Below are 20,179 nucleotides of genomic sequence, written 5' to 3'. Positions count from 1 at the left end.
GGCCTGATGATATGGTAAGCACAACTGGAAAAAATATGTTTTCAAAGCCTATGACCACTTTCACACCAGAACGTATTGAACAAATTTTGGAATTTTCCGAGGGTAGTAACCCAAGCGAAGCAATGAGTCTTAGAGCTGACGAAGTTGCTGTACTGGCACGTATTGGAAAGGCAGTTATGTCGATTGCGCCTGTTTATCAGTGCGAGTTTTGCCACCATGACGCAACCGGGCAACTTCAGTGGCACTGGGAAGATGTGAACAAAGCTTTTTATGATAAATACGATCCAGACAGACGCGGAAGACGTCGAATCCTCTATACCGCCCCGCCGATGCCTTTAGTTTCGGCTGACCTGCTTAACATGGCTTCATCTGCTATTGAAGACTTGCTCACTAACAAAGACAGAAGTGGTGCGGGAATGTGGAATGACATTCCAGAACAGCTACGACGCGCAGCAGAACTGGTAATGGATAATAGCCGGGCCGCTGAAATAGAAGCGATGCTGATGCGTCTTTATGTAGAATGTGACACCGGTGAGCGCAGAGGCAACGGCAGTCAATCTGGCGTAGCAATGCCTTCGTGGCAAACCGTTGAAGAGGCACGTGTGTTGCTGGGGGTGAAATGATGCAGTTCTCGCCAGGGCAGTTTGTAATTCACAACAAGAAGCGCCTTGCGGAACGAAGGTAGACGTACTGACTGAGGTTCACTCCCCTCTCGACTGGTGGCGTAATACCGCCAGGTTTTGATTCATATATGCCGTCCGTTAACGCATTTATATCTGTCATACCTAATTTATCCTGATTCTTTTTTACACAAAGTAAAAGCATCACTTAATGCGATATGTGGATGCCGATAGTTTCAGGCTAATGTTATAAGTTTTGCAATCGTTGCCAGTTTGGATACCACAGCAATGTCAGATGTAATTCCAAAAAGAAAGATTTACGTCCTGAACGCACAATAAGGTTTGTCGAAAGGCAAATTATAGATTTGTAATTTCGAGCACCATATGGAGAAGTTTTTTATACTTTTACGAACATAGTGACCTTTAGGAAAAGCTTAAAATAACACCAAACCTAAAGGGGAATAAGAATGAAACATCTCGCTTTTATTACTGCTGTAGCCGGACTCGGTATGTCTGTTCAGGCCCCAGCTCAGATATATGAATCGGCCTTTAAGGACACGAACGGTATTGAGATCCACGCCCCGTCTTCTCGTCTTATGCTTAATCCGGCATCACCGGTAACTTTGACACTTATTTCAGGTCTTGATCGTTTCGTTAATGTCAAAGTCACGAAAGACACTGGAACTGTCATTCTTAATACTACGACTACACGGACGGGTGTATCAGACCGACTAACAGCTGCTGACGGTAGTGAGTTCTACGGCAAAAAAGTAACTTTGCCTGCTTTGGGTGAAGGCAAATTTGTCGTTCAGATAAACGTGTTAGATCTCAATCAGAAGCCTGTAGCGACCTATAACTATAACTGGCTAATTGATGTCACCCCTCCAGCGGCAAATGCTCTTACCGCTAATACTGGTTCTGGCTCTACCGCTGGTGACGTGTGGAAGCTTGGATTAGAGGCAACGGGGCAGTATGACTTCACCTCTTCGGGCGTAAGTGATGCAAATGGTATTGATAAGGGCCTAATATATATTTACAGGCAGGACGGTAGCCTCTACAGCACTACACAGATGCAGTATGACGTATCCGGCCAAAAGATGTACCACACTTACTCTAAGAATTCAGTTAAGGGAACCGGAATACCAGACAGCAACCTGGATGAAGACTTTACTGCAAAAGTTGTTATCTTCGATAACGCAGGTAATAGCCGAACGCTGCCAACTCAAAAATTTCGCTACGACAACACGCTGGGTGAGATGACACTGTGGGCCGTTCATGATCCAAATACGTCTTCCAGCGTCGTACCCGGGGTTTCTAATTATCCGGCTTACAAAGCCGGTATGGTCGTTAACGAAAACCCTATTCGATTAGTCTACCGGATCCCAAAATCTAACTACCGTGCTTATTCAGAAGGTGGGCTTCAGTTCATCAATCAATATTCCGCCCCCAAAGAGATAGCTGTAGACAGCACTTATGCTTATGTTGAAATGACTCTTCCCTATGGCTCAATTAATGGGGATATGGCTCGTATGGCGAACTTTGGCCAGTGGGGAGGGTATTATCCGTCATACAGCCTCGTTCTAAACCCATCTGCAAACCAAACGCCTGCATTTGCGGGTACCTGGGTAGATTTCCTCGATGATAAGGGGAACTGGGTTAAGTGGAAGGATTTTGAGAGTGTGGCTTCATCACGACTGCCAATTAAAATTTCCCGACTTCGTTTTAACGTTGAAGCCCGGCCCTTTGCACAGGAGATCGGCGGTAAGGCGACCTGCACCATTCCGGCAGGAAAAACCTCGTGTGAAGCGCCTGAGACGTTTGATATGGCCTTGGGTACCCAGGGCTACAATAGAATCCTTTACTTCGTTCGCAGCATCAGCAATCCCATTTTGCGGTCTGAGCAATGGATTATGACACGCTGGAACAATAAACAACTGCCGGTAATAAACTCGATATCATATGACGAGACTAACAAGCAGCTGGATGTACTGGCGTCACTTGAAGGCGATGGTAACTGGTTCGACTCGGTCTCATTGAGGGAATTTTATCTTTCCGATAAGAACACCGGTACCCGGATGTCACCAACAGGCGTAATCAAATCTCGTATCTCAGGTAACTACACGATTGCTTATGATTTATCCCGTCAGTCTGAAGGAAAATACAACGTTGAGGTCAACATCAGGGACTTCTTCCAGAACCAGACCAATAAAACTTTCGGAGAAATTGCTCTGGATAACACTCCTCCGACAGTGGCCATAACATTCGACGGAAAGCCGGTAAAAGACGATACGGTAGTGTACGGCCTGGAGAACCTCAGGATCGCTCTGGCAGATAATCTGACAACCCCGAGGATAACCCGTCTTCAGCTCGTAGGTGGCCCCACAGCTGATAACGTTGAGCTTACGTGGTCACCGGCAGGCAAAGATACATACATGCCTGAGTATCCGAGGCTGTTCCCAAATTTCGAACCATCTGAAAATTATTCAATTAGCGTAACAGTTGCCGATAGTCAGTCGAATACCAAAACCTATACTCAGAAGTTCAGTTATCTACCGAATAACCTTGTGCAGTTACATAATCTACGCACATTGTCGGTCAGTTCACCTCTCAAAACGACAGATGGCGTACCACTTGCGTACCTGTCCACTAACGTTCTGCGTAAGACAAATGGAGAAATTGCTAAAGGGGTCCAGAACGCAACGCTGACTGTGCGGAAGGATGCAGCCTTCGGTATTAAATTTAATGGGGCACAGGCGGCTCCAGGCGAGTCAGTTGAGGTGCAAATAGATATGGGCCAGGGGGATAATCTTCTGTTACCCGTTTATCCTTCCGAAAATGGGAAAGTTGGCACCTCAGAATTCATGATTCAGATCGACGAGTTGAAGTAACTACCCGGAGCCGACAGTAAAACTGACGGCTTCAATTTTACTGCCCTCCTCGACTCCGATCAGCCAGTACGTCTTCAGAGATTCGCAAGGAAGAACCGAAAGAAAAGTTACTTTAATCGTACGTTTCCAGCGATGCTTTCAAAAGACAATGCATACTCGTTGATTACGACAATGGGAGTGAGTGTCGAACCCCTTGAGTAAGGATACTTGGTAAATATACAGCCCCGGGGATTCTCTTCCTTCAACCGGGGATGACAACGGGAGTGAGTCCGGCAACTCACACCTGTTGTCACTTCTCTGACATATCGTCATACGAGCTTACTCAAGCGCATCCACAAAGATGGGATCGTTTTGAATCTAAACTGGTACTGGTTAGCCAGTCACTTGCATCTACTCCCCCGTCGATATTTAAGTGACAATTGTAGTGATCTGCAATACTGGTGTCTCAGAAACACTGTGTTGTGGTCAAGTTTTTTTGGACACGCCGATCAGATGGTAGGGTTATGCACAGGCGGGCAACTGGGCGGCAGGGCTGGCCAGCGTTTCGTACTGTGCGGGTGATCGGTAGCCAAGTTTTGAATGCAATCGGGTACTGTTATAAAAGTTAACGATGTAGTCGGTGATGTCTTGTTTGGCTTCTGTATGGTTGGCATACCGAGTCTGCCAGACACGCTCCATTTTCAAATTCAGAAAGAACCGCTCCATCACGGCATTGTCCCAGCAATTACCCTTGCGGCTCATGCTGAGTACCAGACCATGGTTTTCAAGTAATTGCCGGTGTTCAGCACTGGCATATTGACTGCCCCGGTCCGAATGAACCAATAAACCCGGTGCCGGTTGGCGAACCGAAATAGCCATGCTCAACGCATCGCACACCAGCTGTGCAGGCATGGTCGGTGCCATGGACCAACCCACGATGCGACGTGAATACAGATCCAGCACAGCGGCCAGATATAGCCAACCGCTGTCGGTCCGAATGTACGTCACATCGCACACCCAGGCCGTATTGGGTGCTTCAGGCTCAAACTGACGGTTGAGCACGTTCTCTGCCACCGGCAAATGGTGTTTGCTATCGGTGGTATGAGCGAACTTGCGACGCCAACAGGCCTTGAGTCCACAGGCTTTCATCAAGGTACGACAGCGATGACGTCCAACATCATGGCCCTGGGCACGCAGGGCTGCACTCAAACGACGACTGCCATAGGTGCGACCACTGGCAAGAAAAACCGCCTGAGCATGCACGCTGTCCTGGCAAATAGGTTTGGGTGTATTGACTCTGCGACGCGCTGCGTAGTAACCAGAGCGACTGATGTCCAACGCCTGACAGACCTGCTTGATCGGGGCCTGCTTCGCTAACTCAGTGACAACATCGTGGATCACTTTATTTCCCGTGCGAAGAAGGCCGAAGCTTTTTTTAATAATTCATTGTCTGATTTTAGTCGCCTGACTTCGGCTTCCAGTTCTCGAATACGTTGCTGCTCAGCCGTTAACGGTTTACCAATCCCCGGCCTGCCGGCTGACTCGTCATCCAGTTGGTGTACCCAGCGTCGGACCACACTTTCGGTCAGCTTCATTTCGCGGCAGACTTGGCTGACGCTGACGCCTTGCTCGCGCACCATGCGCGCCACCTGTAACTTGAACGCTGGATCAAAGGTTCGGCGATTCTTGGTTGTGTCGGTTGTCTTGTCGGTCATCTCTTCATGTTCCTTGTCGGGGGGAAAACACCCGATCAAAGTGTCCATTTAAATTTGACCACAACACTGACGACGGTAGAGACTCAATACCCTAACCCCTGACAACAGAAGTGAGCTTAGAGGTGTTACGCTGCTGTCACCTAATGCTTGGGAATTGCCTGACTCACAACCATTGTCATCCGGAGCTACTGATTAACGTTGAACCGCTGGACTTTAATGACAGTGGTAGTGATGGATAGGCTCATTTCCATTGTCGTCATTTTATCGGACAAGCCTCTTCGTCCTACAGGTTTAAGCTGACAATGGTAGTGATTGGATGATCTCACTACTGTTGTCACTCAGTTCTTTGAGCGGACCCTTCCCTCGGTTGGTCGGCATTAACAACGGTAGTGACTCGATTGGCTCACTGCCATTGTCATCGTGTAAATGACGTACCTTATCAGCTCAGCTGAAAGCAATGACAACGGTAGTGACTCTAATTGCTCACTGCCATTGTCGTCGTGTCTATTGAGAGCCTTATCAGTGCACCTGAAAAGCAATGACAACGGTAGTGACTCTAATTGCTCACTGCCATTGTCGTCGTGTCTATTGAGAGCCTTATCAGTGCACCTGAAAAGCAATGACAACGGTAGTGATTCTAATGGCTCACTACCGTTGTCACCGTGTGTATTGAGAGGATGGTCCACTTAACTGGACGTATATGACAATGGTAGTGACTTTAATAGCTCACTACCATTGTCGGTGTGTGAATTGAGAGGATGAGCAGCTCAGCTGTACGTCCATGACAATGGTAATGACTTAATGAGCTCACTACCGTTGTCACCCTGTTAATTAAGAGGCTCATCTGCTCTTCTGGAAGGCTATGACAACGGAAGTGACTTGCTGGGCTCACTGCCATTGTCGCCGTATGAATTGAGAGGATCATCCGCTCTTCTGGATGGCAATGACAACGGTAATGACTTAATAGGCTCACTACCATTGTCACCCTGTGAATTGAGAGGATGATCTGCTTAACCAGACGGCCATGACAACGGTAGTGACTTTCTGGGCTCAATACCGTTGTCACCCTGTGAGTTAAGAGGTTGACCCGCTCTACTGGACGGCCATGACAACGGTAGTCACTTTCTGGGCTCACTACCGTTGTCACCCTGTGAGTTAAGAGGTTGACCCGCTCTACTGGACGGCCATGACAACGGTAGTCACTTTCTGGGCTCACTACCGTTGTCGCCATATAGAATGAGAGGAGCATCAGCTCAACTGAACGGCAATGACTACAGTAATGAGCTGGATGAAGCATAACCATTGACATCTGGCCCAACCGGAAGCCGTATTCGCCAATCCAATCGAGATTCACAATGGCCGTGACTCGCCGCATTAAGTTCCGGTGTCCTCCCAAAGCTGAACGCACACTCGGAGGACAATGACAATGCCAGTAAGGTACACATCATTACCATTGTCACTATAGCTACCAGAGAAGCCGGGATTTGAATGTCGATGGTAGTGAGTGGGTCAACTCACTGCCATTGTCACCCCGTTACGATATTTTCCGTTGGATGTACTGGCCAATGAAGTAAAGCGTAGAAACCGGGTGTTAACAGGTGACTCAGGAGAAAGCGTTGAATTTCGCAATCTCGATCTACATAGGGTGGTAGAGAACAATGACAACGGTAATGACTTTTGACTCATTACCGTTGACGTGAAAGAGCGGGCTGGGACTAACGAAAATCGAAGAAGTAATTTAGCACCCGGAGCCTAAACCGCCGGGTTAACTTTAGCTGGCGTTGCTGTTCTTTTTCTGGCTTCGAAGACTACGAATATAGCGCAGTTCTTCAGCGGTTAAATCATGGACGGTAAGAACATCATCGCCGTCAATCGGGTCAGCTGGTGGGCATAACTCACCTTCTAAAACAGAAGACCCTGAGTTCTCTTCTTCATCTTCAACCACTTCTAAAGGAGGCTGAGTATTGTTCAAATTCAGATCGGGATCCCGCTTATGAATCTGGAAGTATACTTTTCCGTCTTTCTTAATTTCGGTGTACTTGAGGTATCCTATCGATGCCAACTCTTCAAGAGCCTTTCTCACGGTAGCATTCTGACTATTTGCTCGTGTTTTGAGGTTCAGACGATTTTTCAGCCGAGTAAGGGATATCGGTATAGGATTTGGCGGTAATGACTCTATGAACGTATAGAGAGCCTGGGCGCTTTCCTTCTTGGCCAACTCCTTAATTGCCTTCAGCTGCATCAAAACCTTATGATCGTATTGATAGAGCTCGAAAATCTTAGGATCAACCTGAAGGACAACCTGATCTGATTCCGGGTCTAACAGGGCAGACTGTACCAGATGCGTTGTATAGACTTTGGACGAGTTATTACTGGTGAACGACAAGGTAACGGATGCTAACCTGCGTAAGGAGGCGTCTATACGTTTTCTGGACGCTGTAGATGAGCGATAATTTTCAGGCGTACATAGCTTGAGGAATTCAGTGAATTTTAAGCTTATCGTGTCATTGTTAATCGGATGATTGGCATAGGTTCGAATGATGCCCATCCACGTCTTAAAATCTACTGACATATTAAGACGCTCACCGACAATTGAAATATTGGTGAACCCCTCGCTCTCCATTAAAGAGAGCGTCTGTAACTCTTTCGTTGCGTCAAAGCCAACCGTTTTATATTCCCGATTTTGACGCCCCACACTCTTTGGTGATGGGACGAACAGCCCGAGCCGCATCAAAGCAATAGACTGCACCGTACGGTTGCTGTTAGGACGCAAAATGATGTCTTTACCTGATTCTTTCTCTCTAACAGAGAAAGCCCTGGTGACCAGGTCCTGCTGCTCAGTATCTTTCTCTTTAGTCATAATAAGTTATCACTGAATGTGTAAACAGATTGGTGAATAGTAAGCCCCAGCGAACTCTATGTCACTGGATGGATCATTGTGATGATCCATATCTGTGCATAAGTTCTACCTAAAAAAACGACTCCACTCATTAAAACTTGGCAAAAACTCTTTGCATACAATGACCTGCAACTCTTATCAACAACGGATCAGATCAAGTTAAAAAGATCTAATGAAAAGTCACTACTATTGTCGCTCTGATCACTACTGATGTCAAAAAACTCATTACCAACGTTATAATAATCACTACTAATGTCAAAATAATCACTACTGTTGTCACTGATCACGTCTCAGGCCTTGTGCCGTCTGGCCTGGAGGCAGCGGGGATCTCTTTTGATCTATCAGGAACACTAAGGTACTAATTATTGGAACTACCTTGTGGAAAATGGGGATAAATAAATGCTTAGTTCTTATACAGGTCTCAACTTGCCTCCCTGATAAAAACTGTCGTCAAAGCTAAATCACAGCCACAGGCATTTTCGGTGGATAAATTTTTGAGAAATAGAAGCATACATGCAGACTCGTGTCGCAAGTAATTGAAAGTAATGATTTATTTAAATAATGCGAGTCACCTTACCTCACAGTGGAAGTTTAAGTCTAACCTCACTACCATTGTCACTTAAAATCATTACCAACGTCGAAATAGTCTCTACCATTGTCTTTTAAGTCACTCCCGTTGTCACTTATGTCGCTACTGTTGTCAGTGACAATGCTCCAGCCCAGTAACCATGCGGCCTACAGCGTACCGGGATCTTCTTTGTACTCTCTGGCACCTTTGGGATCATTTATTGGATCTACATGAGGGATAAAATCTTTTGACGATTTCGTAGTGCAGTTATACCAGCGACTTAGCAAGACAAAAGCTGCAATTTAGTGACGAGTTACTAGTCTGCCCAACAAGAGCAATGCAGAGAAGATATGTGGTGAAATGACCATGGTAGTGAGTCTAATCACTACCATGGTCCGCAGTAAGCGTTACTTACGCAATGAACGTCGGACTGATTTGCAACAACATGGGCTACGGCGCATCAGAAGGCGGCCGTTGTGCTTCAGCAAAACAGCCCTGCTTTATTTTAATTCTTCAATGTTAATCATGAACTCAGATCTGCCAGTAAGGCCGGATACAGCAGGGAAAATAGGAAAGCTACGGCTGTCCCCGAGCCCCAAATCCAGTTGAAGCTCTTTGCTTTCACCTGGCATCGCAGAAACGCCATTTACAGTCACGCCGAATGCAGCGTCCTTACGGACAGTAAGCACTGCGTCCTGAAGCCCTGTAGCGATTGAACCATCCTTTTTACGCAGCTGGCTGGCATACAGAACAGCCAGAGCAGTATTGTCAGATGTTTTGAGAGAAGCATTGACAGCTAAGGTTTTCAGATTCTCTAGCCTGACGAGATTGTTTGGAAGGTAGTTAAATTCGACTGAGCTTTCTTTAACGTTGTTCATCTCATCTTTGGCCTGAACTGTGAGAGTGTATGTTTCGCCTTCATTAAGAGACGGAAAGATCTTGGGATAATTAGGTGCATACAGGTTGTTTCCCAGATTCACCCAAGACAATTCCACCGCATCAGAAACAGGGCCACCGCGAAGAGTCATACGGCTTAAGGATGGTTTAGTTAGAGCATCGGTGAGCTGTATACGGACGTTCTCCAGCCCATATACTGTTACGTTTTTGCTGATCGGTTTTCCTTCGTAGCTAATACTTACAGATGGTGCTGTATTATCAACGACAACTGTTTGATAAGGGAGGTTACCGGTATTGTTGAATGTATCTTGGGCATTAATCACCACGTTATAACTGCCTTCTGGTACCTCTTTCATGTTGAACTCATACGTGTAGTTCCCAGACGCCATATTTCTACCTGTTTGTTTGCCGGTTACGCTTATTTCTGCGTTGTTACGGTTTTTATCTGACAACCAAACTCGATTTACATAAACATGGTCGAAATATGAACCATCTCCAGGTTGATTCACGTAAACCTGGAGAATGTTGGTGGTTTCATTGTAATCAAATCCAGTGACGGAGGGACCCAGTGTATGCCAGGCTATATTCTCCCATATAGGGGCAAAGAAGGTTGCTTCGGTGGTTGACCTTACTTCATAGCCACTATGAAGATAACCGGTAGTGCCATTTATAATATCCTGGGGCAAAGAGACGGTACAGGTTGTTGAGCCAGCTGGAATACTGCATGTTGCTCCGCCAGTGATTTTTTGATCATATGGCCTGGCCTGTACATTGAATCGGATATTAGTAAGTTTTATAGGCATATCAGATGCCTTGAACAGGTTCCAGTTTACGCTGTTGAACCATGTTCCATCAGCCTTTTGTCGTTCTATGGGTGAACTTCCCCAAGCCGGACTCTTTACAGAGGCAGGATCCCAGTTGAGCCAGCTGGCATACTGACCAAGATCTCCTCCAGACCATTGATATGTATTCACAGGTCTATAGTAGTTTCCATCTAAGGCACCCTGTGGCAGCTTAACTTCCACGTAGACATAGGTGGCATCTTCGGAAAGGACCTGTACTCCGCCATAGTTATTGGTAATGCTCATGCCACCATTTCGATATGGCTTCCAGTTAGTTCTTGGGATACGTATAACCAACTTGTAGGGGTTTTCCAGCACTGTAAGGCCTCGTTTAAACGGGACGTATCCCGAAGAAATGCCGGGTACAACACTGGTGCTTACACGTGAGTCATGAACTGCAAATGGCGTAAATTCTCCCATTTGATCGTCATATAAAAACCGCTGGGGAGGAATGTTAAGCGTATTTCCTGCCAGGTCCGTAACGATGAAATTGAAGGTGAATTCTTCATCAAGATCACTTGAGGGCATGCCAGCCTGGGTGTTCATATCTTTAATCCACGGATAGAACGCACGTTTATTGGCTGTGTCATAACTCAGGTTATTGTCGGAGACCACAGAACCATTACTTCGTTTAATGACAAGACGGATCTTGTCAATTCCACTAGCATCCTCAATACCGTCTGCAAATATAGAAAACTGGCCACTACCGCCTCGGCCCAACTCCCAAAGTGGCCCAGAAAGTACCATGTCGTAACCTGCGTTTTGACTCGGATAAATACTCTTATAGCGTGGAGGAGTTGTATCAACGATGAAATGATAAGTAGATGTGCTCACTACAGTCTGGCGAATATCCAGAGTTTCATTGACTACAGTAAAGGTCCCTTCTCCGAGCGCCGGTAGAACCATATCCTTTCCATAGTATTCTGTTCCATCGGCAGCAACGATACGATCTGCAACGCTCGTTTTGGTCGAGACGGAGGAATACATAACCTTTTTATCGCTGTCTCGTGTGACCGTCACTCGCTCGTACCGATCAAGACCCGATATCAAGTTCAGAGTCAAAACACCAGCGGGATTAAGATATGTTTGTGTTGCAGGTTTGATATTCCGAACAGCCTTATTGGTATCTGTAAATGAGTAGCTAAATACCTGAGCATGTGCCGAAGATACAGTAGCAAGGGCAGTTGCAACCATGCAGCCAATTAGAGTTTTACGCATATGATGCTCCGGGAATAGGTTATAGCCTTATTCTACGGATTCAGCCTACAAGGTCCGGTCGGATAAAGTGATAATTTGCCTGTTAAAAGAGACATCAAGTGAGAAAGCAACCAACGTACAGAATGCAAAATGGCGGCAGTGCATCTGGATGACGCAAAAGTAACTTTTTGTATCCACTTTTTTGGATTTTAGCCTTCAAAATGAGTATTCAACCAATCATAAAAGTAACTTTTGATAGACGCTGCTCCTTTATGTTTGCCAATTGTGCTGATATGTTTGTAAATTCAAGGAAGCGAGATTTTAAAAGCATCTGTTGAGTCAAATTTATGTAAAATAACAGGGAAACCATCACTTCTAGGTTGAGGAAACCCAATGTTATACATGCTCTTATGCTGTTTTCTGATGCTCAACAGTACATTCGTTATGTTCAGAGCAATGTCTGCAATAAGTAAAGGATCCGCTAAAGAAAACCGGTCTGAAATATCGCTGATAGTCCTAGCAACACTTGGAATCGCATCACCATTCATTGTCGCAATGATTACTATTAATGAAAGTATGACATCTAAAACAGTAACAGATTTTTCTTTGGGTGCTCAGTGGTACGGAATGGTTTCAGCGGTAGCGCTAATGGGGTTATATGCTCGACGCGTTTGGAAAGAGAAGAAGTCCTTATTTACTGGCGCTTTCCTGGCCTCTTCCTTAATGGCCTTTATTTTTACTGACAGCCTTGTTTTCGTATCCCAGAAGGACACCGGCGTTCTGGCTACTTTCGTACTCGATAAAAACGCTGGAGATATTGATTGTAGTCGCCCGGCTATGATTGTCCATTACAGTAAAGGTGTTCCAACGGACTGGCGTTGCCCAACCAGTATCATGTTGATGGCGTATTCTTCATATCCTTTTTTACCCTGGCCTGAGTATAGCCATGGTACCAGCCAGTCTCTTACGGTTGTTATTGATACATTTATGGAAAACGCTGTTAATCTCAGCCAAAAATAAAAAATAAACCTCACTAGTGAGAGGTTTTATAAACCTGAGCCACCAATCTAATTAACTCTATATTTTTGTTTTAGCTTTTTTAAAGATAGACTTGGCTTTGTTGAATAAATCGAACTTTTGCTGAGTTGAAGGATCAGATCACGCATCTTCCCGACAACGCAGACCGTTCCGTGGCAAAGCAAAAGTTCAAAATCACCAACTGGCCCACCTACAATAAAGCCCTCATCAACCGTGGCTCCATAACTTTCTGGCTGGATGATGAAGCTATTCAGGCCTGGTATGAGTCGACAACGCCTTCATCACGGGGAAGACCTCAGCGCTATTCTGATCTCGCCATCACCACCGTTCTGGTCATTAAACGCGTGTTCAGGTTGACCCTGCGGGCTGCACAGGGTTTTATTGATTCCATTTTTACACTGATGAATGTTCCGTTGCGCTGCCCGGATTACACCAGTGTCAGCAAGCGCGCAAAGTCGGTTAATGTCAGTTTCAAAACGTTCACCCGGGGTGAAATCGCGCATCTGGTGATTGATTCCACCGGGCTGAAGGTCTTTGGTGAAGGCGAATGGAAAGTCAAAAAACACGGCAAAGAACGCCGTCGTATATGGCGAAAGTTGCATCTGGCAGTTGACAGCAACACACATGAAATCATCTGTGCAGACCTGTCGCTGAACAATGTGACGGACTCAGAAGCCTTCCCGGGCCTTATCCGGCAGACTCACAGAAAAATCAGGGCAGCCGCGGCAGACGGGGCTTACGATACCCGGCTCTGTCACGATGAACTGCGCCGCAAAAAAATCAGCGCGCTTATTCCTCCCCGAAAAGGAGCAGGTTACTGGCCCGGTGAGTACGCAGACCGCAACCGTGCCGTTGCTAATCAGCGGCTGAGCGGAAGCAATGCACGGTGGAAATGGACAACGGAATATAACCGTCGCTCGATAGCGGAAACGGCAATGTACAGAATGAAGCAGTTGTTGGGAGATTCACTGACGCTGCGTGACTACGATGGTCAGGTAGCGGAAGCTATGGCCATGGTGCGTGCGTTGAACAGGATGACAAAGGCTGGGATGCCAGAAAGCGTGCGTATTGCCTGAAAATCCAGCCAGCTCCAGGGTCGTTCGCACGAAATCTTATTTATTCAACAAAGCCCATCTCATCTTCTAACACGCTTCGGTAAATGGTCTTGGCCGAGAGTGTGCCCGGTAACGAGTACTCAACATAATTGTTTGAAACTCTTACCGATTTAGGGATTTTACCACTGAGCTGGGTTTCATTCGTTGAAGGCATTACAGTTACTTTAATCACAGTTGCCGGTGACCAGAAATCCTGATAACGCACTTTATGAATTTTATCAGCTCTAAGGCCTAACGTAAGCGTGCAGTGAGAACCGTATTGACGAAGTGAAGCTGGTCAGGCAGGCAGAGTAACCCGCCACGGGAGCAGAGCACCCACCCGGTTCACAGGCCAGTCGGCGATGACATCAAGTACATGATGCAGATAGCGTTCCGGATCCACGCCGTTTAATTTGCACGTCCCGATAAGACTGTACAGTGACGCACCGCGCTCACCACCATGATCCGAGCCGAAGAACAGCCAGTTTTTTCTCCCCAGACTGACCAGTCGTAGGGCGTTTTCGGCAATGTTATTATCCACCTCCACCCAGCCATCTTCTGCATAGCGGGTCAGCGCCGGCCACTGGTTCAGCGCATACCCGAACGCCTTCGCCAGTTCTGAGTGCCTTGAGAGGGTTTTCTGTTTCTCCCGCAGCCACCCCTCCAGTGACGCCAGCAGCGGCAGCACTTTTTGGTGCCGGACTGCCTGCCGTTCCTCTGCTCTTTTACCTCTGAGCTCCGACTCGATGGCATACAGCTCGCCGATCCGTTTCAGCGCCTCCTCCGTCAGGGCTGACGGGGTACGGACGTGAACATCGTGGATTTTTCGGCGGGCATGGGCCCAGCACGCGGCTTCCTTTATATGGCCGTCGCGGTAGAGCTCGTTGAACCCGGCGTAGGCATCAGCCTGCAGTACGCCACTGAAGCCTGCAAGATGGGTCTGAGGGTGGATACCTTTTCTGTCCGGGCTGTAAGCGAACCACACTGCGGGGGCCAGCGCTGATCCGGCGTTGCGGTCGTCTCGAACGTACGTCCATAAGCGCCCGGTCTTCGTCTTCTTATTGCCTGGCAACAGCACCGGGACAGGCGTATCGTCAGCATGGAGTTTGCCGTCGGTCAGGACATAGTGCTGAAGGGCTTCATCCAGCGGTGCCAGCAGACGACAACACGCATCCACCCAGCCCGACAGTACAGAACGACTCAACACTACACCCTGGCGGGCATAGATCTCCGACTGGCGATACAGCGGTGTGTGCTCTGCATACTTTGAGGTCAGCACTCGGGCCAGCAGCCCCGGTCCGGCGATCCCCCGTTCGATGGGGCGCGAAGGAGCCGGGGCCTGAACGATGCGATCGCACCGACGGCAGGCATGCTTTTCACGGACTGTCCGGATAACCCGGAAGGCGCTGCGCATCAGCTCCAGCTGTTCGGCGGCATCCTCACCCAGGTAACTCAGCGAACCACCGCACTCCGGGCAACACGGCTCAGTCGGCAGCAGCCGCTTCTCATCCCGTGGGAGTGACTCAGGGAACGGTTTGCGGGTGCGGGTCTGACGCAGCGGGCGCTGCACTGCCGGGTCATCCACCCGGCCGGTCAGCGTATCGCTTTCCTGCTGCAGCAGGTTCAGGTCAGCTTCCATTTGCGCGATACGGCGGGATACCTTTTCGGAACGACTGCCGAAGTTCATCCGGCGCAGCTTATCCAGTTGCGCCTGCAGATGGTCTATTTCGCGTTCCCGGTTGCTCAGCTTTTCCTGCAGGGCGTGGATCAACGCTTCCTGTTCGGCCAGGCGCTGTTTCAGCAGAAGGATGTCGTCAGAAGAGGTGTCGTTCATAAGCCTGTATTTTACCAGGCTTATTCTGCGACAACCAGGATAAAGAGCGCTACAACATGGTCAGGGATGTCAGTAACCGCTTTGGCTGTCGCCAGTCGATACCTTCCATCAGCATCGCCAGTTGCGCCGGCGTCAGGAACACTTTGCCATCGCGGGCTGAGGGCCAGGCGAAGCGACCACGTTCCAGTCGCTTTGTCAGCAGGCACAGACCATCGCCGGTGGACCAGAGCAGTTTTACCTGACTGCCGCTGCGTCCCCGGAAGATGAAGACGTGGCCGGACATCGGGTCATCTTTCAGCGCGGTCTGCACCTTTGCGGCGAGGCCATTGAAGCCGTTGCGCATATCGGTGATACCGGCAACCAGCCAGATTTTTGTGCCTGCGGGAAGATTTATCATACAGGCCCCCGCATCAGTTCGCGCAGGACAGTGCTCATGAGTTCAGCAGAGGGATGAGTCAGTGTTATTTCTCCTCCCCGACATTTTATGTGGCAGGTAGCGGGAGGAGAGCAGGATGGTAGTTCGAAGGTTGGGAGAGAAGAGCCCGCCTGAAGCTGCACGGGTATCAGGGCAGGAAGCGACGATGAGTTTTTTCGGGGCCGACAGACCCGCCCTTCACGCTGCCAGAGCCTTATCCATTTAAAGAGCAGGTTATCATTGACGTCATGTTTCCGGGCCAGTGCGGCAATACTGCCTTCTTCTTCAAGAGCCAGCCTGACCAGTTCCATTTTGAATTCAGGGGAATAGTGTTTCCGGGGAAGTCTTTCTTTAGCGCGCATGAGGTGTCCACCTGCAAAATAAGTGGGTGCTTAAGTTACAGGATCCTGGATTCGGGACCAGACGGTACTCAGACGACGCTTACGGCCTAACCACACATTTCCGGCGATAAGAACAATAAGCAATCCATAAACTGATCGTCGAATGTTACGCCTTTTAATCACAATGTCCCCCATCCCTCAAATATCATTCTAAATAACTGCACCAGGATATCATGAGCGTAATTAATAGAATTCTTCATAACCGGGGTTTTCAGTTGAGTTTGCGGACTCTTTACTTTGCGGTTTCTCACCCTCTAGTTGAGTATCCCTGACAGGCTTGGATTTACCCATGCTCCTCTGAAAGGTATCCATAACAAACTCAATATCTTCTTCTGGCAGGCTGGTGGGTTGGTTGCTCATAGGACTTCCTCTTGTTGAATACGTTCGGCGTACAGGATGCGAACCGAAACGGTCGTGTTTTCAAACTCGTTCTCAAAAACGTCCATCCATTCCGTCCGGAATTCTTCCCCCAAAAGGTTATCGAGCCCCTGAAGAGATAATGGAAGAACGGCTGCTAGAGATCCCCCGGCTGCGAGATGAGATGCAGCTGCCTGGAGATGCAGCCTGGCCCGGTTATCGGCAAAAGGTGGGTTCATCACGACATAATCAAACTTCTTCTGTTGATTAGACTTAGACCATGTGAGGAAGTCAGCTTCTGTCGTATCGTATCCCTTAGCCCGGGAGATAAGGCAATTCAAAGTATCAAGCTCGATGCCAGTAACGATCACACCGGCAGGGAATGATTTAAGCAAATCCGCATGGCCAATATTAGGCTCCAGGAGGGTATCCCCTTCCCCTGCACCAAGCAGGGAAGATACATATTCGCTGATTCGGCAAGATGAAGGGTAAAACTGATGCGATACAATATCAGGCATCTCCCCTATCTGGCCGATGTAACGAATAACCTCACACGGATCATAGGAAAATGTCACATCGTATTTTGTTACTGTTGCCCCTAAGAACCGAAGGGTGTCAGCGGCAACACTCGAAGATTTGCGTTCGGCGAGAGACCCTAAAGATGTCCAGCAACTCCATTTATTGTCCCCGTCATTTTTAAACATCAGTTCAGAAAGCTGCATCCGGGTATCAAAGTCGATGCACTGCTTAAGTACAGGGAATGCCTCCAAAGATTTCTTGCTATGAGCCATACGGTCGGCAGGTAATGCCAGCGGTACGATAGCTGATAAAATATTGTTAAGCCGCTCGGCGATATCAGGGTGGACGTCAATATGCATTGATCCATTTTTGTAAACCCTGAAACGAATACTGTTGCCATCGATGCAGATCCATTTTCTGAACCCCTCATGTTCGACCAACGCCTCAACCAATGATTTGGTGTTATGGATCGCCTTCACCTGTTCGCCACGGAAGAATGCGCATATAACGCGGAGCTCGCTCAGCGGTGAAATGCCAGACTCTTTAAAATCCACCCTTAATTTCTGCCAGGGGTATTTAGACGGCTCGCAAACTCCGGTAGTGATCATGCGGGTGGAGAACCCAAAAGCTTTGTTTGTCTTGTGACTGCGGCTCAGAGACTGGAAGACGTCGTAAACCCTTTCTTTAATAAATTGATTGCGGTCATTAAGCAAAGCAACGACTGTGCCCACTACAGCGTCAGCTGTGAAATCAGGGATCACCTGAGGCGGCATAATATAACGGTCGGCCGTAAACTGCTTATCCCATTCGTTACGTTTGGCATCCGACATGATAGGCAAAACATCAGTGAGTGCCATAACGCGTTTCCAGTATTCTGATCTCAGAGCGTTTTCTGCGAACAAAGCATCCGCTTCTGAGATGCTGTGGTTGTAGCCTGAGAGATAAGAATAAAGTTTCTGGTGATTGTGGGTTTTGAACTGGACAGCCATGAGTTTCAACAAGCAGAGTTCATCATTATAGGACTCAACAAGATCCGCGATAATGCCGAGCTCTTTGCGCATATCTGGAAGAAATGTTTCAGGAGAGCTAACCACCAGGCTATGAGAGGTTGTTAAAGCCAGTACGCTGTGACCTGCATTATCGGGTTTAGCTTCAGAATCAAGAGATGACATTTTACCGGTCCTTTAGAAAAAACTTTTACCAGGATAGCAACGTCGCTCAGTAACCTAATAGGTTCAGTGACACGAAAAAGTTTTTTATGTCTCTGAATAAAACTTAAAGATGTCAACTCATAGAAAGAAGCAAAAAAAAAGCCCCGCATAAACGGGGCAAGAACGATACATGGAGGTTTAAAAAAGGCGGGCAAAAAGCCTGAATCCTTAATGACTCTGACAAAACCAGCACTTTGCCAAAAGTAAATTATTCTGCGTCCGGCTGTGGGTCAGTATCCTGATCGGTCTCTTCCCCTGCCTTCTTAGCATTTTTTTTACGTGGGTATTTTGGCTTCTCACCATTAAGTTTTGCCTGACGATTCTCCGCACGGCGAAGCTGCTTGTTCTCTGATTCTGTGATCTCTTTTGAAAGATTTCTCAACATCTCCAGAGTACTGCGGTTCAACGTAATGTTGATTTCTTCGTCAGCACTTGAATCTGTCAGCTCCGGCAATTCAATATCCCCCAGTTTCTGTAATAAGCTGGTGGTGATGAGTTTGACGCCTTCTACGGCTTTTGTGGCAATAACCGGCGGAATCCGTGCTGGCTTGAAGTCTGAAGGTCTGACTCGTACCTGACCATGTTGGGTTTTTTTCACCGTGATGCCATTCGCATCGGCCTGCTCAAGTTCTGCGATCATCTTCTTGATACGTGAAATTGCTTCTGTTTCGCCGAGCTCATCGATCAGTGAAAGCACGTTAACATACGAAATAGCGTCAGCATGAATCCATTTCTTGATAACAACAGAACAGGTTGTCAGGCGGATAAGAGAACTGATGGTCGTCGGGCTTTTATTTTCACGTTGAGCAATTCGTTCGAGTGACCAGCCAGCAAGAGAATGTAGGCGACGATAGGACTCGCCAAGCGCAACAGGAGAAAGCGCAAGACCACGGTTACCATCAATGGTCGCGAGCTCACAGCCAATTTCATCTTCTTTAATCTCAACGCAAAGGATTGTGATGTCATGATCTTCATCACATGCCATCATTGCGGCTTTTAAACGGCAGTGCCCCTGGCGAACAAAAGGTACCCCATCAATGACACGTACTCGGATAGGGTCTACATAGTCACCTCGAATGTAGGCATTCTTGATGTTGTAGATGTGTTCTTCAACCTCAGGGAGCTTATAGTAATCGTCACCCATTCCCATTTCGCGGGAGTTGAAGCCTGGCGTGACCTGAATTACTGAAGGGTGGATAGCCCATGCTTTCTGGTCACTTACTTCAGTACAAAGTTCAGGGTTTGCATCACGGAACTGTTTAAGCCCAGTGACGTAACGGCCTGTGCCAGTAACTACTGAAAAGGCAACATGGGCCGTTTTAAAGACCTTGTCATTAGCTTGCTGTGTAGGTTCTGTCAGTAAAACACTCATAGGGGCTCCGTTACATTTTTCTGCTTACTTTCTGCGTAGCGGGGATACTACCGAAAAAAAAATTCATAATTTTTCGCAAAAAAGGTACTTTTTGAGCCTATTCTGATTTTTTACAAAAAAAGGTGGCTCCCCATTACTTGTGATGGCATAAAAATCGCTTCATAAACAAATACATAAATCCAAAACATAAAGTTCAGGTATAAGTGAGGAAAAATCTTATAAATCCGAAATGCTGAAAGTCAAAACTGTGCGTCTTAAACAACTTTTTTTTGCTCCCTAAGTTATTAGTTAAAGCCCGTGGTTAGGTACGATACCAGCACCTAAATTTCTCTC

At 47.5% G+C, this 20,179-nt stretch carries 13 protein-coding genes; 4 read left to right on the top strand and 9 right to left on the bottom strand.

The annotated features are described in order from the left end of the window. Positions 1 to 11 precede the first annotated feature (11 nt). The gene (locus tag LDB27_RS23110; protein WP_001572415.1) at positions 12 to 623 is read left to right on the top strand and encodes a hypothetical protein; all 612 of its coding nucleotides are present in this window, start codon (positions 12 to 14) and stop codon (positions 621 to 623) included. Between the two features lie 464 nt (positions 624 to 1,087). Then, entirely contained in the window at positions 1,088 to 3,508 is a 2,421-nt protein-coding gene (locus tag LDB27_RS23105; protein ID WP_000681217.1) for an Ig-like domain-containing protein, read from the top strand. A gap of 501 nt (positions 3,509 to 4,009) precedes the next feature. Here LDB27_RS23105 and LDB27_RS23100 read toward each other — a convergent pair. The 3 genes from LDB27_RS23100 to LDB27_RS23090 all read right to left on the bottom strand — a co-directional run bounded on the left by LDB27_RS23100 (position 4,010) and on the right by LDB27_RS23090 (position 11,626). Then, positions 4,010 to 5,202, bottom strand: a protein-coding gene (locus LDB27_RS23100; protein WP_085955245.1) for an IS3-like element ISKpn18 family transposase whose coding sequence is annotated in 2 segments (ribosomal slippage) — positions 4,010 to 4,926 and positions 4,926 to 5,202 — 1,194 coding nt in all. Because the reading frame shifts where the segments join, the coding sequence is not laid out codon by codon here. Positions 5,203 to 6,973: 1,771 nt separating this feature from the next. Then, complete coding sequence (gene repHI2 / locus LDB27_RS23095) at positions 6,974 to 8,062, bottom strand: IncHI-type plasmid replication initiator protein RepHI2 (protein WP_000159529.1); 1,089 nt, start codon at positions 8,060 to 8,062, stop codon at positions 6,974 to 6,976. A 1,107-nt stretch (positions 8,063 to 9,169) separates the two neighbouring features. Continuing rightward, positions 9,170 to 11,626: an Ig-like domain-containing protein gene (locus LDB27_RS23090; RefSeq protein ID WP_001572417.1), complete on the bottom strand. Its 2,457-nt coding sequence runs from the start codon at positions 11,624 to 11,626 to the stop codon at positions 9,170 to 9,172. A gap of 372 nt (positions 11,627 to 11,998) precedes the next feature. Here LDB27_RS23090 and LDB27_RS23085 point away from each other — a divergent pair, with 372 nt between their 5' ends. Both LDB27_RS23085 and LDB27_RS23080 read left to right on the top strand, forming a co-directional pair. Next, a complete protein-coding gene (locus LDB27_RS23085) occupies positions 11,999 to 12,625 on the top strand; it encodes a hypothetical protein (protein WP_000966519.1) in 627 nt (208 codons plus the stop codon). Between the two features lie 125 nt (positions 12,626 to 12,750). Further along, positions 12,751 to 13,719, top strand: a complete 969-nt coding sequence (locus LDB27_RS23080; protein ID WP_000654806.1) for an IS5 family transposase — start codon at positions 12,751 to 12,753, stop codon at positions 13,717 to 13,719. Between the two features lie 316 nt (positions 13,720 to 14,035). Here LDB27_RS23080 and tnpC read toward each other — a convergent pair whose 3' ends face one another. The 6 genes from tnpC to LDB27_RS23050 all read right to left on the bottom strand — a co-directional run bounded on the left by tnpC (position 14,036) and on the right by LDB27_RS23050 (position 19,846). Continuing rightward, entirely contained in the window at positions 14,036 to 15,571 is a 1,536-nt protein-coding gene (gene tnpC, locus LDB27_RS23075) for an IS66 family transposase (protein ID WP_001000406.1), read from the bottom strand. Between the two features lie 49 nt (positions 15,572 to 15,620). After that, positions 15,621 to 15,968, bottom strand: coding sequence for an IS66 family insertion sequence element accessory protein TnpB (tnpB, locus tag LDB27_RS23070; RefSeq protein ID WP_000609174.1), 348 nt, complete (start codon positions 15,966 to 15,968; stop codon positions 15,621 to 15,623). After that, complete coding sequence (locus LDB27_RS24015; RefSeq protein WP_050586387.1) at positions 15,965 to 16,297, bottom strand: transposase; 333 nt, start codon at positions 16,295 to 16,297, stop codon at positions 15,965 to 15,967. The genes tnpB and LDB27_RS24015 overlap by 4 nt, the downstream gene beginning before the upstream one ends. A 273-nt stretch (positions 16,298 to 16,570) precedes the next feature. Beyond that, the gene (locus LDB27_RS23060; RefSeq protein WP_000070863.1) at positions 16,571 to 16,747 is read right to left on the bottom strand and encodes a hypothetical protein; all 177 of its coding nucleotides are present in this window, start codon (positions 16,745 to 16,747) and stop codon (positions 16,571 to 16,573) included. Further along, positions 16,744 to 18,435: a DUF4942 domain-containing protein gene (locus tag LDB27_RS23055; protein ID WP_000096324.1), complete on the bottom strand. Its 1,692-nt coding sequence runs from the start codon at positions 18,433 to 18,435 to the stop codon at positions 16,744 to 16,746. The genes LDB27_RS23060 and LDB27_RS23055 overlap by 4 nt, the downstream gene beginning before the upstream one ends. 247 nt (positions 18,436 to 18,682) lie before the next feature. Then, positions 18,683 to 19,846: a hypothetical protein gene (locus LDB27_RS23050; RefSeq protein ID WP_000114859.1), complete on the bottom strand. Its 1,164-nt coding sequence runs from the start codon at positions 19,844 to 19,846 to the stop codon at positions 18,683 to 18,685. Positions 19,847 to 20,179 lie beyond the last annotated feature (333 nt).

It is taken from the genome of Salmonella sp. JXY0409-18, assembly GCF_020268625.1.
GTDB classification, from domain to species: Bacteria; Pseudomonadota; Gammaproteobacteria; order Enterobacterales; family Enterobacteriaceae; genus Salmonella; species Salmonella enterica.
Note: the sequence above shows the minus strand (reverse complement) of the source record. Positions and strands in the feature narration are given on the sequence as shown.